The sequence below is a fragment of the Enterobacter sp. SM3 genome (genome assembly GCF_009811935.2).
Classification (GTDB): domain Bacteria; phylum Pseudomonadota; class Gammaproteobacteria; order Enterobacterales; family Enterobacteriaceae; genus Enterobacter; species Enterobacter asburiae_D.
The window spans coordinates 76957-93069 of the sequence record NZ_CP099971.1; the positions used below are offsets into that span (position 1 = coordinate 76957).

At 57.5% G+C, this 16113-nt stretch carries 2 pseudogenes; both read left to right on the forward strand.

The window, feature by feature from the left end:
• Positions 1 to 255: 255 nt before the first annotated feature.
• Positions 256 to 9213, forward strand: a pseudogene (locus GVO84_RS00320) (filamentous hemagglutinin N-terminal domain-containing protein); the annotation flags it as partial.
• Between the two features lie 2445 nt (positions 9214 to 11658).
• A pseudogene (locus GVO84_RS00325) lies at positions 11659 to 15642 on the forward strand (hemagglutinin repeat-containing protein); the annotation flags it as partial.
• Between the last annotated feature and the right edge of the window lie 471 nt (positions 15643 to 16113).

Consider the following 16113-nt stretch of genomic DNA (forward strand, 5'->3'; position numbering starts at 1 on the left):
TGCGTAATTACAGCCAGGCTGTCTTTCGTTGTTCGTTATTGTATTGCTCTCTCGGCAATAACGCATCTCTTTCTCCTGACTGAACGTGATATTCGCCGCCTGCTTAATATCGGGCAGGGCGCTTGGCTTTATTATCCGGGCAATTTGGCACCCGGGCACCTCGACATTTATTACCGTATTGGGTTGATGATTTAAGGTAAAGGCATGGATAAGCATCCCGTTGGATTAGCGAAGCGTCTGATTAGTTATCTGGTCATGTTTCTGGTGGCAGGGCAGCCAGTCTTTCCTGCAGTCGCAGCATCAATCAACCCGGTTACGCCAGGTACCCGGATGGATCAGGCGGGGAACGGGGTTCCGGTCATCAACATCGCCACGCCAAACCAGGCAGGCATTTCGCATAACCAGTTCCAGGATTACAACGTCGGTAAAGAGGGGCTTATCCTCAACAACGGCACCGACCGCTTAACCCAGACCCAACTGGGCGGGCTTATCCAGAACAACCCCAACCTGCAGGCCGGGCGGGAAGCGAAAGGCATCATCAACGAAGTCACAGGTGCTAACCGCTCGCAGCTGCAGGGCTATACGGAAGTCGCCGGCAAGGCGGCAAACGTCATGGTGGCTAACCCGTACGGTATCACCTGTAACGGATGCGGGTTTATCAATACCCCCAACGCCACGCTGACCACGGGCAAGCCGCAGTTTGACGCTAACGGTAACCTGCTGGCGCTGGACGTGACGAAAGGGGCCATCACGGTTGAAGGCCAGGGGCTGGACGCCAGCAAGAGCGACGCGCTGTCGATTATTGCGCGCGCAACGGAAGTGAACGCCGCAATTCACGCGAAAGATCTCACGGTAACCGTGGGCGCCAACCGGGTTGCCGCCGACGGCAGCGTCACGCCTGTCGCAGGGGAAGGTGCGGCTCCTCAGGTTTCTGTGGACACTGGCGCGCTGGGGGGAATGTACGCCAACCGTATCCATCTTGTTTCCAGTGAAAAAGGCGTCGGGGTTAACCTCGGGGATCTTAACGCTCGCCAGGGTGATATCACGCTGGATACCAACGGTAAGCTGATGGTGAATAACAGCCTTGCAAGCGGTAGCCTGACGGCAAAGGCGGATAGCGTTGTCCTCAGCGGCGATCATAAAAGTACGGGAGCGATGCTGATCAACAGCCGTTCAGACATGGCGGTGACGAACGGCAAACTGGTTAGCGATGGGGATATTACGCTTGCCGGAAATGGAAAGCTGAGCGTCGCTAACGGTACGTTAACGGCGGGTAAAGACATCAACCTGAACTCTGGTTCGCTTACCGCAGATACTACCAGTGAGGTTAATGCGGCTGGCGCCATTCAGGCTAACGTCGCAGGGGCTGCAAACCATGCGGGTAAGATGACGGCAGGCAGCGGTATCTCCCTTTCCGCAGGCCAGCTCGCTAACAGCGGGAAAATGACCGCGAACGGCGATCTGAACGTGAAGGCGGGAGGTTTTACCAATAGCGGTGCGGTACAGGCGCAGAAAAATACCCGGCTCGATCTGGGCACGCTTAACCATACTGGTCAGCTGCTGGCCGGCGGCGTGCTGGAGATCTCAACGGGGGATGCCTGGATTGACGGCATGCTCAGCAGCGATAGCGATCTGAGCGTTAGCGGTACCGGCGCGCTGAATATCGGGCAAAACGGGCAATTGTTATCCACCGGCAGGCTCGGGCTGCAGTCTGACAGCGTCATAAACAACGGGCTGGTCAGTGGGAAACAGAATCTCGCGCTTACCAGCCGTCAATTCAGCGCCCTTCAGGGGAGCACGCTGACGAGCGGGGGCAGCCTGCAGCTCAATGCGGGTGATGCGCAGATCGCCGGGGAGGTTCTGGCCCAGGGCGGCCTGTCCTTCAGCGGCGACCGGCTCACGACGCTGGCGAGCGGGCAGCTTCAGTCGCAGGGCGATATGCTGTTGCAGGCGCATAACGCCGCCGAGCTGAACGGTGTCCAGGCTGCAAAAGGCAACCTGACGCTCGCTACCGGCAGCTTAACGCATCGCGGTGCGAGCCGCGGAAGCAACGTTTCTCTGCAGACTAACCAGATTGACACCAGCGGCACCCTGCAGGCGGATAATGCCATGGCGCTGAGCGCCGAAACCATTGTTCAGCAGGCCGGAGGGGCGCTGCTGGCGCAGAAAGCGCTGCAGATTAATGCCAGCCAGTTGACCAACAGCGGTTCTCTTGATAGCGATGCCTTAACGCTTGCCATTACCGGGCATACGGATAACCACGCGAGCGGCAAAATGACGGCCCGCAACGGACTCACGCTGACGGGAAATACCTTAACTAACGACGGCCAGCTGGCTGCAAGCGCGCTGGCGCTGACGCTGAATAACGCGTTTACCAACACGGCCTCCGGCAGCGTGCTCGCCGAAAATACGCTCGACCTGACCGCACCGGTGTTCAATAACGCCGGGAGAGTGGCCTCATCCGCTCTGAACCTGAACGCGAATATCCTCGACAATAGCGGCCTGCTGCAGGGCGGGCAAACGTTGCGGCTCGCTTCCGAAAGGCTGGCTAACCAGAGCGGGGGGAAAATTATCAGCGGCAGCGGGCTGACGCTGAATATCCCACAGCTGGTGAATGCCGGGCTGATTTCGGTGAAGCAGGGGCTAACCATTGAAAGCCTGATGCTGACGAACAGCGGCAATTTTGAAGCCCAGTCGATGGCGCTGAAAGCGGGTCAGAAATTAAGTAATCAGCAAGGCGGCGTACTGCTGGCGGAAGCGTCGCTGGCGCTGACCACCCCGGCGTTTGATAACGCGGGCAGCGTTCAGGGCAAAACGCTGACAATTGACGCCGGGGAGTGGAGCAACGGGGGTCAGGCTTCGGGGCTGGACGATCTGTCGGTCAATGTCCGCGATACGTTTACTAACCTCGCCGACGGGCGACTTGTCAGCCAGCAGAGCGGCCGCGTGAACGCCGGGCAGTTTGCTAATTTCGGCGGCGTCACGGCAGGCACTCTGCGCATTAGCGGCAACAGCCTGAATAACGACGGCTGGTTGCAAAGCGGCGGGGCGCTGGATCTTAACGCTGGCGCGCTGGCAAACGGGCTTTCCGGCACTGTTCAGGCAGGCAGCGGTCTGGCCGTTACCGTACAGCAGCTGGTTAATGCTGGCGCGATCTCCGCTCATCAAGGCGCTGCCCTTGATGCGTTAACGCTGGATAACAACGGGCGGATTGAAGCTCAGGATCTGCAGCTGACGCTGCGCGAAAAGCTGAATAACCTGGCTGATGGGATCGTTCTGGCCCAGCGCAGCCTGAATCTCGTGACGCCGCAGCTCAATAACGACGGACGTCTGATGTCGGAAAGCGCGACGCTGAACGCGAAGACGCTCGTCAATAAGGGTTTGCTGCAGGGGAATTCGGCACTTATCGCTGACGGTGAGCAGTTTAACAATGCTTCTGAAGGTGAAATTGTCAGCGGCGGTTCGCTTACGTTCAATGAGACCCAGCGGTTCAGCAACGCCGGTAAGGTACAGGGCGAGACCATTGGTCTGAATACCAGAAAGGCGGATAACAGTGGCCAGATGCTGGGATTATCTGCGCTTAGCCTGAGCGGAACCGAAAGCCTCACCAATAGCGGTAATTTGCTCAGCAAAGGCAAACTGAGCCTTACGAGCGAGCAGCTGGATAATCAGGGACAGATCGCGGCGCCCGAGCTGAATATCAACACCCGGCAGATGACCAATAACGGTTTGCTACAGGGTGACCAGCTGTTTGGTTTTACCGCCTCCTCACTCCATAACCAGAAGCAGGGCAGCATTATCAGCGGCAGCGGGCTCAGGCTTGCCATTCCCGACCTGGTTAACGCTGGTTTGATTTCAGTCATCCAGGGGCTGGCTATCGAGGCCGCGACGCTGGACAACGCCGGGAACATCGAGGCGAAGGATTTACAGCTGACGCTGCGCCAGCAGCTGAATAACCAGGCGAAAGGTGTGCTGCTGGCGGATGATACGCTTCATCTGTCGACGCCTGTATTTACCAACCAGGGGCAGCTGATTAGCCGCTCAGGCACGATAATCGCTGATACCCTGTCAAATGCGGGGTTACTGCAGGGAAACCAGGGGCTTTCCGTTAGCAGCCAGACGCTGGATAACCTTTCAGGGGGGCAACTCCTGAGCGGCGGTGCGCTGACCCTGAATACCGTGCTGGGAAAAAACGCCGGTCGCCTGCAGGGGGATACGGTTCAGGTTGGTGCGGGGCGGCTGGATAACAGCGGCCAGATGCTTGCTATCAACGACCTGTCGCTCACCGCCAGGGAATTGAATAATACTGCTGGCGCAGAAATGGGCGGCAACGGAGGCAGTTTACATGTTGAGCAGTTGGTCAACGCCGGACTGATCTCGGTCAGCCAGGGGCTGGCTATCGACGCGCTGACGCTAACGAATGGCGGCAATATTGAAGCGGGCAATCTGACGTTAACATCGGTACAGACGCTGAATAATCAGGCCAGTGGCGTACTGCTGGCGGACAATACTCTCTCGCTTGACGCTGCCAGCGGTGATAACGCCGGGAAGCTTATCAGCAGCAACGCGCGTCTTGCGGTGAGCAGCTTAACAAACAGCGGGCTGATTCAGGGCAACCAGTCCCTCGGGCTGCAGGGCAGCCAGCTTACCAACATTGCCAGCGGCCAATTGCTGAGCGATGGCGATGTCGGGCTGAACGTTGCCCGCCTGGAGAATGCTGGTCGGGTTCAGGGGAAAAGCCTGACGCTCACGGGCGGACAGTCTGGCGGCGTTAACCGCGGACAAATGCTGGGCCGCGAGGCGCTGAATATCCTGTTCGCCGGAGCGTTCAACAACGACGGGCGCCTTATCAGCCAGAGTAACCTCAGCCTGAAAAGCGGAGGGGTTACGAATACCGGCGTCATTGCTGCCGCGACGATTGACGTCGACAGCGCGGCGGCGCAGGCAAAAAACAGCGGGTTAATTCAGGCCGACGGCAAGCTCAGCTTCGCCGCCGCCTCATTGTCCAACCAGAAGGGCGGTTCGCTGGTGGCAGGCGATGATATAGCGCTCACGGCACCTTCGCTGATCAATGATGGGCTGATTTCGACGGGAAAAAACCTGCGTCTCGACGGGACGTCTCTTGATAACCGTGGTGGTCTGGAAGCGCTGAATGTGCAGCTGAATCTGTCCGGTCAGGTAAACAACCGGCCTGAGGGGCATCTTTTTGCCGACGACCTGCTGACGCTTAACGCCGGAAGCTGGCGTAACGACGGACAGTTTATCGGCAACAACGTCATTATTACGTCCGGCCAGGGGCAAAATAGCGGCCTGTTGCAGGGCGATACCGGCCTTAAACTTACCGTTACCGGCCTCGATAACGATCGAGCAGGCAAGATAGTCAGCGGCGGGCTGCTGGATATCACCGGCCAGCAGCTGAATAACAATGGCCTGATGCAGGGGCAGAGCACGCTTCTGCACAGCGCGGATTTCAATAATGCGGGTTCGCTGACAGGCAAAGGCGGTCTGACGCTGAATGTGGATAATACCGCGATCGTCACCGGGCAAATATTGAGCCAGGGCACGCTGCAGCTTGCCGCGAATCATCTTGATAATAACGGTATTCTGGCGGCGAATGCGGTGAGCGTGAGCACCGGAGAGCTGAACAATACCGGGACGCTGCAAAGTAATAGTGCCCTGGACCTCGTGGCGGACGCGTTCAGCAACGTTGGTACGCTTCTGGCCAAACAGGCGCTGAATCTCACGAGCGCAATGCTGACGAACAGCGGCGTGATTCAGGGCGACACGCTGACCCTCGCGGTAAAAAATGCGCTAACCAACCGGGACACGGGCAAAGTCCTTGCCACCCAGGCGTTGGCTTTTGACGGCAATACGTTAACCAACAGCGGCACGCTGGCGGCAGATAATGCGCGTCTGGCTCTCGGGATCCTGAATAATAGCGGCCTGGTGCAGGGAAACAACGGGCTGGCGATCCAGGGACAAGCGGCACAGACCTCGGGCCTGAGAAGTGCCAACATCGCGCAGACGCCTGCTGCCAGAGTGATTAATAACCTGATCGGCGGACAGCTGTTAAGCGGCGGTGATTTAGCGCTAGCCGCGGATAAGGGCGATAACGCTGGCACGCTACAGGGCCGGACGCTGAATGTTAAGGCCGGAAGCTGGAATAACGAGGGGACATTGCTCGGCCAGCAAGGCGCGAGCCTGAACGTCAGCAGCAAGCTGGCAAACAGCGGAACGTTACTCAGCCAGGCCGGGTTTGATATTCACGCAGGCGCTTTAGAAAACATCGGGCAGCTGGCTGCGGGCACGCTTAACCTGCAATCGGACAGCATCAGCAACAGCGGTTTATTGCAGGGCAGCGCGGCGTTGACGTTCAATACCCGGGCTTTGGATAACCTTACCGGTGGACAAATTCTGTCCGGCGGTTCACTCAATCTCAATCTGCCGCAGTTTACCAACGGCGGGCTCGTGCAGGCGAGTCAGGATATGACGCTGACGACCGGCAGCTTTGACAACCTGGGCACATTGTCTGCCGGAGCGTTAAACCTTAACGTCGCGCAACAGCTGAGTAACCAGAGCGGGGGCAGGCTGCTGGCGGCTCGTGAGCTTAGCAGCCAGAGCGCCGGCCTGACGAATAACGGCGTGCTTGCCGCGAAGAGTGTCGATCTCACCAGCGGTCAGATCGACAACAACGGCATCCTGCAGGGAGACGGTGCGCTGGGGCTGCACACGCCGCGGCTCAACAATCTGACGAATGGGCAAATTGTTAGCGGCAGCTCGCTGAATCTCTCCATCCCGCAGATGGTCAACCTGGGGCTGATGTCTGTAAAAGAGGCGCTGATCCTATCCGGAGCAACCCTGGATAACCAGGGCACGCTACAAGGGAGCCGCGTGGGGCTAAGCTTCTCCGGCGACGTCGTGAACCGCGGCAATGCGCGTCTGGTGGCACAAAAAGATCTGACCCTGAGCGCGGCCAGCCTTAACAACCAGGGCACGTTAGCGGGAGATTCGGTGAATATCATCACCAACCTGCTGACCAACGTCGGCTTGCTGCAGGGCAACAGCGCGCTGGCGCTGAACTCCCTCACGCCTTCCACCCTGGTACTTAACAATAAGACCGGCGGGCAAATTATTACCGGCGGGGCGCTGACGCTCTCTCTGCCGCAGCTGACCAACCAGGGGCTGCTGCTTTCGCAGCAGGGGCTCACGCTTAACCTCGATAATCTCGATAACCAGGGCATCGTGCAGGCGCGCGATCTGGGCCTGAACATCGGTAACCTGCTGACGAACCAGCAAAGTGGACGGCTGCTCGCTCAGCAGGGCTTGACCCTGACGGCCGCACGGCTGGATAACGCAGGTCAGCTGGCGGCGAGTAATGCCGCGCTGGCGGTCAATATCCTGAACAACCGCGGCGTGCTTCAGGGCGACAGCGGGCTGTCGATTACCGCACCGACGCTGAATAACCTGACGGGCGGGAAACTGCTTACCGGCGGACAGCTGACGCTTAAGGCCGGTCAGCTCGCGAATGGCGGGATAATGCAGGGGCAACGGCTCGGCGTGAACGCGAGTGGCTGGAACAACAGCGGCAGCGCGCTCGGTACCGACGGGCTGACCGCTCAGGTTGATAACCAGTTGACCAACACGGGTCGACTGCTTGGCCAGGGGAGTACGCGCGTCACTGCGGGGGCGCTGAATAACCAGGGCTCGCTGCTGGTTGACGGTGACCTGATAGTGGACGGCGGCAGCCTGTCAAACGGGGGCAGTCTTCAGGGCAATACCCTGACGGTAAATAGCGGCACGGTCGATAACGCCGGTTCCGTGATTGGTCTGAACGCCCTTACGCTTCAACCTCTTCAGGGGCTGACCAACCGGGCCGGTGCGTCGATGAAAACCCAGGGAACGCTGCTGGCGGGTGGGCAGAGCATCACGAATGAGGGTCAGTGGCAGTCGCAGTACCTGAAGGTTAACGCGCGGCAGTTACAGAACAACGGCACGCTGCAAAGCGCGGGGAATATGGATCTCGCACTGACCGCCTCCCTGACCAATACGGGCTCAATGGTGGCGAACGGGACGGCCACGCTCGGGGCGCCAACGCTGAAAAATCAGGGACAAATGCTGGCGAAGAAGATGTCGCTGTCGGGCGGTTCGCTCAGTAACAGCGGCAGCATCAGCGGCGCTGACGGCCTTGGCGTCACGCTCAGCGGCGATCTTGACCAGCAGGCCGGTGCGAAGCTGTTAAGCAACGGCCTGCTCAGCATGGGCGCCAATATCCTGACCAACCTCGGCCATATCCAGGGGCACACCCTGACGCTGAATGCCGGTAGCCTGAATAACCAGGGCCGCATGGAGGCAAATACCGCGCTCAACGCCACGCTGCGCGGTAACGTCGATAACGGACGTAATGCCGTGATGCTGAGTCAGGGCACTTTCCTGCTGGGCGCACAGACGCTGAATAATGACGGTACGCTACAGGGGAACGGTAATACGCAGCTTGACCTGCGCGATCGCGGGAGTAATCAGGGGCAATTGCTCAGTGGCGCAACGCTGACGCTGAATACGCCGGGGTTGACCAACAGCGGCTGGGTGCAGGGTTTTGCCTTGTGGCTCAACGCCGGTTCGCTGAATAACAGCGGTACGGTGCTGGCGCAGCAGCAGGGAACCTTGGGCGGTAATTATATTGTAAACAACGGCATGCTGCAGGGCGCGACCCTGACGGTTAATCCGGGCCAGCTCGATAATAACGGTACGGTGTATGCAACCCAGAATCTGGGGATCACAGCCTCGCAGGTCAATAACGCTGCTGCTGCCCGGATGCTGAGCCAGGGTAACCTGGCGATTAACGCCGGGAATACCAGCCTGCAGGGGCAGGTTGTGGCGCTCGGGGACCTCTCCCTCGCGAGCAGGAATTCCTATAATCAGCTGACTACGCTCGCCGCCGGGAATACGTTGTCCGTCACCAGCCAGGGCGATATCACGACCAATGGCCTGATGCAGGGCAAGGGGATACAGCTTTCCGCCGCGGGTACGCTGAATAATAACGGCCAACTGCGGGCGGGCTATGGCGAAAGCCAGCTCAGCGCAGGGCAACTAAACCTGAATGGTACAGGCAGCATCGAGGCGGGCGGTACGCTGCGCCTGAGCAGCCAGAACGGGATTAATAACGCAGGGTTTGTCGGAACCGCAGGCGATCTGATCGCCAGCGCCGGAAGCACGCTGCTGAATAGCGCCCTGATGTACGCGGGCAATAATATGAGCCTGCTGGCGAACAGTATCCGTAACGCGCGTGGCGATATTCTGGCTGGCAACAACCTGTGGATGCAGCGCGACAGCGCGGGTAACGCTAACGCGGAAGTTGTGAATACTTCAGGCAGTATTGAAACCCAGCGTGGCGACATTTCGATTCTGACCGGGCATTTAGTAAACGAGCGTGATGGGCTCAATGCTGTGCAGAGCGAAACGAATATCGCGCCGTCCTGGGTTAAGGGGGGAACGGCAGATATTCCTGTGGACTGGATTTCTTCTTCCGGTACCGGCAAGTACGGTATGTATGTGACGGAAGGACATCGTTATCACGGCCACGGTGACGACTGGTACCAAATGCTTGGCAACTATGCGCCTTATGAAGATGCGGATGTTCAAAAAGTTGCCGTCAAAACCGTTTCGGTTTCCGTTAGTGCGAAGGGGCAGCAGTCCCGCATTGCGGCTGGCAGAGACATCATCGCCCGGTCTGATAACGTTGAAAATATGGCGTCGTCGATTCTGGCGAACAGAAATATTCAGCTTTCAGGAAGTACCTTAAACAACCAGTCATGGCTAAACGGCACGTCGACTGTTTATAACGTTTATCGCTATGGGGTAGGCGATAAATATGCCCGCAGACCTGATGAGACCACGCGAAGCTATGACAAGCTGGTATCGAAGTCGATTAGCTATGTTCTTGATAGTGTGACCACTGAAGGGGCCAGCGGAGACGTTTATCGCGCCGTTATCCAGGCCGGCGGCGCGGTAGTCGCCAGCTTCAGCAACAATATCAGCAATACCTCCACCACGGCGAACGCTCCGGGCTATAAGCCTGAGCTCAGTGCTCCCGGGCTGAACCTGTCGGGCGGCCCGACCGTTGCGTCTGGCGCTAAGGCTACCGGACTCGGCGCGGCAACCAGCCAGAGCGTTACAGCCCCCCAGGCAACCATTAACCTGCCCGGCAGTGGGAATGGCATAGGTAATGCGGAATCACTCACCAGTCGCAATGCCGGTAATAACGGTCTGGCATCGATTGATAACCGTCCACAGAGCATCGGTGATTTTGGCCAGGCTGGCGGCAAGCTGGCTGACATTCACCTGCAGACTACAGGTTTAACCAGCCAGAGCGGTGCGAATGGCACGCCGGTTGATTTGAACGGGACCGGTGCAGCCCTGGTGGTTCCCGGCAGCGTGGGTGGCAAGCATACGAATATTGCCAGCGATGCCGTGGCGCTGGCGGGTCAGCAGCAGACGGGGACAAGCGGGACATCCTCTCTCGCTTCTCGCGATAAGATCGGTGAAATCGCTGCGGTGACGGCTCAGATTATTTCGCTTTCCAGCGGCGGGAAAACGCCTCCGCCGCCGGGCTATCACTACCGTCCTATTTCGCTTACCGATATCTCGTCGGTTGCCCCAGCGCTGACCAGCAATGGTTCGCCGATTAAGCTGAGTGACTATCCGCTACCGGCCAGTAATAACGGCTATTTTGTGGCAAACCGCGATCCGAAAAGCCCGTATCTCATAGTTACCAACCCGAAACTGGCGGGTTTAGGGCAGCTGGATAGCAGCCTGTTTAATGATTTGTACAAGCTGGCCGGGACGACGCCGCCTTCGGCGCCGCAGGAAACCCGAACAACCTATACCGACGCCACGCAGTTCCTGGGGTCGGATTATTTCCTGGCGCGTCTTAATCTGCGTCCGGAATATGATTACCGTTTCCTGGGCGATGCGGCCTTTGACACCCGCTACGTCAGCAATCAGATCCTGAACGAGACCGGTAGCCGCTACGTTAACGGCGTGGGCTCCGACCTTGAGCAGATGCAGTATCTGATCGACCGCGCCGCTCAGGCCCGGGATAAGCTGGGGTTACAGCTCGGTGTCAGCCTGTCGGAAGAGCAGGTTGCCTCGCTGGATTCCAGTATCCTGTGGTGGGAAAACACGGTGATTGAGGGGCAAAATGTCCTCGTGCCAAGGCTTTACCTGTCGGCGAAGGACGTGGCGTTTAACAAAGGGAGCATTATCGCCGGGAACCAGGTGATCCTTAATGCCGGCAGCATCACGAATGACGGCAGTACGTTGCAAGGTAAAAGCCTGCTGGCTGCCAGCAGCCAGAACACAATCAACAACATCAATGGCGGCCTGATCGGTTCCAGCGGAAGCCTGCAGCTCAGCGCCCTGGGCAATATCAATAACGTGGGTTCCACCATCAGCGGGCAGACGGTTAGCCTTGAAAGCGTGGGCGGCAGCATTATTAACCAGACGCTGACCAACCAGTGGACTATCTCGGGCGCTACGAACGGATGGAACAGCCAGGCCGTCTCGCTGACGCAAACCGACCTGGGCGCTCTTGCTTCCATCAACGCGACGGGCAGCCTGACCCTGAGCGCCGGGAAAGATATCATCAATACCGGCGCTAACCTCAGCGCCGGTGGCGATATGTTGTTAAAAGCGCTGGATGATATCTCTATTACCGGGAATCAGCTGGTGACGCGCGATCGCTTTGGCCGCAATCTTAATGAGACCGTCACCAACCAGGGCAGTACGCTAAACAGCGGGGGCAACCTTGGCCTGCTGGCGGGGCACGATCTGAGCGTTACGGGCAGTAATCTGACGGCCGGAAGCAGCGCTGCGCTTTGGGCGGGGAACGATCTGGTGCTGGATGTGGCGCAGAATAGCCGCCACAGCCAGACCGCGAAAAAGGATTCCCTGAAGACGGATAATACGCGTACTGTCATTAGCGCTGGCGACGATCTGACGCTGGCCGCAGGCCGCGATCTGCGCAGTAACGCCGCGGCGCTTGCCGCACAGGATCGCGTGGGGCTGCAGGCCGGACGGGATATCGATCTGCTGGCGGCAGAGTCCACAACCAGCGATAAATACAGCGCGAAGAAAAAAGTCGAGATCAACCAGTCCTTGCGCCAGCAGGGAACCGAGATCGCCAGCGGGTCGAATACTCAAATCCTCGCCGGACGCGATGTCACCACCGAAGCCGCGCAGGTGACGGCGAAGGGCGATATCGGCGTGGCGGCAGGCCGCGACGTCAATCTCAATACCGCAACCGAGAGCGATTATCACTACAAAGAGCAGACCAAAACCAAAAAAGGTTTCCTCAGCAAGAAAACCACCCACACCATCGAGGAGGACAGCGCGACGCGTGAATCCGGCTCTTTGCTGAGCGGCGACAACGTGCAGGTGGTGGCGGGCAATAACCTGCGGGTGTTCGGCTCCGCCGTGGCGGGCGATGGCGACGTGCAGCTTAAGGCGGGCAACAACGTCGATATCGTGGCGGCCACGAACAGCGACACCTCCTGGCGCTTCAAGGAAGAGAAAAAATCCGGCCTGATGGGCTCAGGCGGGATTGGCTTCACCATCGGCAGCAGCAAAAGCACGCACGATCTTCGTGAGAAGGGCACCACCCAGAGCCAGAGCTTCAGTACGGTGGGCTCGACGGGCGGTAACGTCGCGATTTCTGCCGGAAACCAGGCCCACATCGGCGGGGCGGATCTGATCGCCGGGAAGGATTTAAGCCTCAGCGGCGACAGCGTCATCATCGAGCCGGGGCACGACAAGCGCACCCGGGATGAAACCTTCGAGCAGAAGAAAAGCGGGCTCACCGTGGCGCTCTCCGGCACCGTCGGTAGCGCTATTAACAATGCCGTGAGCGCGGCGCAGGAGACCAAAGAGCAAAGTGATGGCCGTCTGAAAGCCCTTCAGGCCACCAAAACGGTGCTGTCCGGCGTGCAGGCCGGGCAGGCAGCGGATATGGCGGCAACCACCGGCGACCCGAACGCAATGGGTGTGAGCCTCTCGCTGACGACCCAGAAGTCGAAATCACAGCAGCATGCTGAGAGTGATGCGGTGGCAGGCAGCACGCTGGACGCAGGCAACAATCTTGCCATCACCGCGAACGGCAAAAACAAAGTTGCAAACAGCGGCGACATCGTGATTGCGGGCAGCCAGCTGAAAGCCGGGGGCGATACCACGCTGGATGCACAGAACGACATTCTGCTGTCCGGCGCGGCGAATACCCAAAAAACCAGCGGCAAGAACAGCAGCAGCGGTGGCGGCATTGGCGTGAGCATCGGTGCCGGAGGCAACGGCGCGGGTATCAGCGTGTTTGCCAACGTTAACGCCGCGCACGGCAAGGATAAAGGCAACGGTACCGACTGGACCGAAACCACAATCGACAGCGGCAAAAACGTCACCCTAAAAAGCGGGCACGACACCGTGCTTGATGGCGCTCAGGTTAACGGCAATAAAATCGTGGCAGATGTTGGTCACGACCTGCTGATGCGCAGCCAGCAGAACAACAGCGACTACGACAGCAAGCAGACCAGCGTTGCGGCGGGTGGCAGTTTCACCTTCGGCACTATGTCCGGTTCAGGCTATATCAACGCCAGCCAGGACAAGATGAAGAGCCGCTTTGATTCGGTGGCCGAACAGACCGGGCTGTATGCCGGGGACGGCGGCTTCGATATCACCGTGGGGCATCATACCCAGCTTGATGGCGCAGTTATCGCGTCTACCGCCACGCCGGACAAAAACAGCCTCGATACCGGGACGCTGGGCTTCAGCGATATCCACAACGAAGCGGACTTTAAAACCTCGCACTCCGGTATCAGCCTGAGCGGCGGCGGCAGCTTCGGGGATAAATTCCAGGGCAACCTGCCGGGCGGCATGATCTCCGCTGCGGGTAATAAAGGTCATAAGGAAGGCACCACGCAGGCCGCCGTGGCAGAGGGCTCCCTCACTATCCGCGACAAATCAAACCAGACGCAGGACGTGGCCGATCTGAGCCGCGATACCGAACATGCCAACGACAGCATCAGCCCGATCTTCGACAAGGAGAAAGAGCAGAACCGCCTGAACGCAGTTGGGATGATCAGCGATATTGGCAGCCAGGTGGCGGATATTGCCAGGACGCAGGGTGATCTTAACGGGCTTAAGGCGGCCCAGAAAGAAACCGGCGCAACACTCCCTGCAAACGCAACAGAGAAACAGCGCCAGGATTATCTGGCGAAACTGCGTGATACCCAGGCATACAAAAATGTGATGGTGACCTACGGAACCGGCAGCGCCATGCAGCGCGGCATCCAGGCGGCCACGGCAGCGCTGCAGGGACTGGCGGGCGGTAATATCGGAGGGGCGCTGGCGGGCGCGTCAGCACCGGAGCTGGCGAACATCATCGGCCATCATGCAGGCATTGATGACGATACGGCGGCAAAAGCGATTGCCCATGCCATCCTTGGCGGCGTAACCGCCGCCCTTCAGGGCAACAGTGCCGCAGCGGGCGCTGTGGGGGCCGCATCCGGCGAACTGATTGCGACAGCGATTGCCAAACAGTTTTATCCGGACACAGACTCGTCGAAGTTAACGGAAAAACAGAAGCAAACCGTGAGTACGTTGGCCTCTATTTCAGCGGGCATAGCTGGTGGGATTGCCGGGGGAAATACGGCTGGTGCTGCGGTTGGGGCCAGTGCAGGGAAGAATAGTGTTGAGAATAACTTTTTGAGCTGGAATGAGGCACAGGCTTTCGATAAAGAAATGACTGCCTGTCGTAAATCCGGAGGGGAGTGTGGCGGCATTCAGAATAAATATGCAGTAATTAGTGCTAATAATAGACTAAAAATGCATATTGATGTAGCAGCGGACCCTCTGACGGCTCTGTCCGGTGAAGATAAGTGGAATATTGAAGGTGGACTCAGCGCGGCGAGTCGACCTGGCTGGCTGTATGGTTCGTTGGAAAACCAGGATGTTAAGAATTATGTTATTGAAGGCAATAGCTATGACTTGGCTTATCTGAACAGCAATACTTCTGATGGTGTCCGCGCACTGGCGTTTTTTGGTGAGCCTGAAAATTTCTGGGGCTCGGTTGCCGGAGCAGGTTCGCTGTTAACATCATCAGCAACGTGGGCTGAAAAATTTGTCAGTGCCGGTTTGAGCTATGGCGCTAACGGGGCAGTGCAGATTGCAACGGGCAATACGGGAGATAAGTTTGATTACCTGAGTTTTGCTCTATCGGGATTGACCGGAGCAGGAACGGCAGGTAAGGGGTATTACGCTAACCAGTTGCTTGGCGCAGGCAGTGCATACATGAGCAGCCAGATTGAAGGTCAGGACAGCACGTCTTCAGTGATCGGGAGTATGGCAGGTACAGGTGTTGGTTATGGTATAGGTGCCGCAGTCACCAATAAACTTGAATCCCAGTACATAAAAAATCAGTTGGGTATGGATGCTAGCAAGTATTCACTGCAGTATTCGGAAAAATATGTCGGGTATGGTATATATCAGGGCGGCCAAATGAGCTCTCTTCCCGGTATTTTAGGTGGGAGTCTTGGTGCGTTTTCATCGGAAGGATTTAGTTCTATTACTCAAGATAAAGTAAAAGGAAGTGAGAAATGAAACGCCTCCTGGTTTTGTTTTTTGTTTGGGTATTTTTTATGATGTGCATATGCTCATTTATTTTAATTTTTGGGATTTGGATGCTGTCATCTGATTTATTTACAACAGATTATGTTGTAAAATATATAAAAATTGGTTTCATTGGTGGGGTTTTGATTGGTTGTGGTAGTTGGCCATTGTTATACAAAGAAATTCGCCACTACAATCACTTAAAATTCCGAAAATAATGCGGGTGTTGTTGTCGAAATTAACTATCGCAGTGAAATGATGTATATGGATAATGAGCATTTTAGGAAATGATTTGGGCTGGTTTTTATCCAGTAAAGATGGTTTTAGCTCACGAAAATGTCGTTATCAAAAATGATGGCCTGGCCCCCATGAGAGAGTTGATTAATCTCCGGCGGTCCGGCCTCATCAGTCCTTTTTTATGGTTAAGCAGGGCCGGGTATCTGGGGTTCTTTATTGGCATGC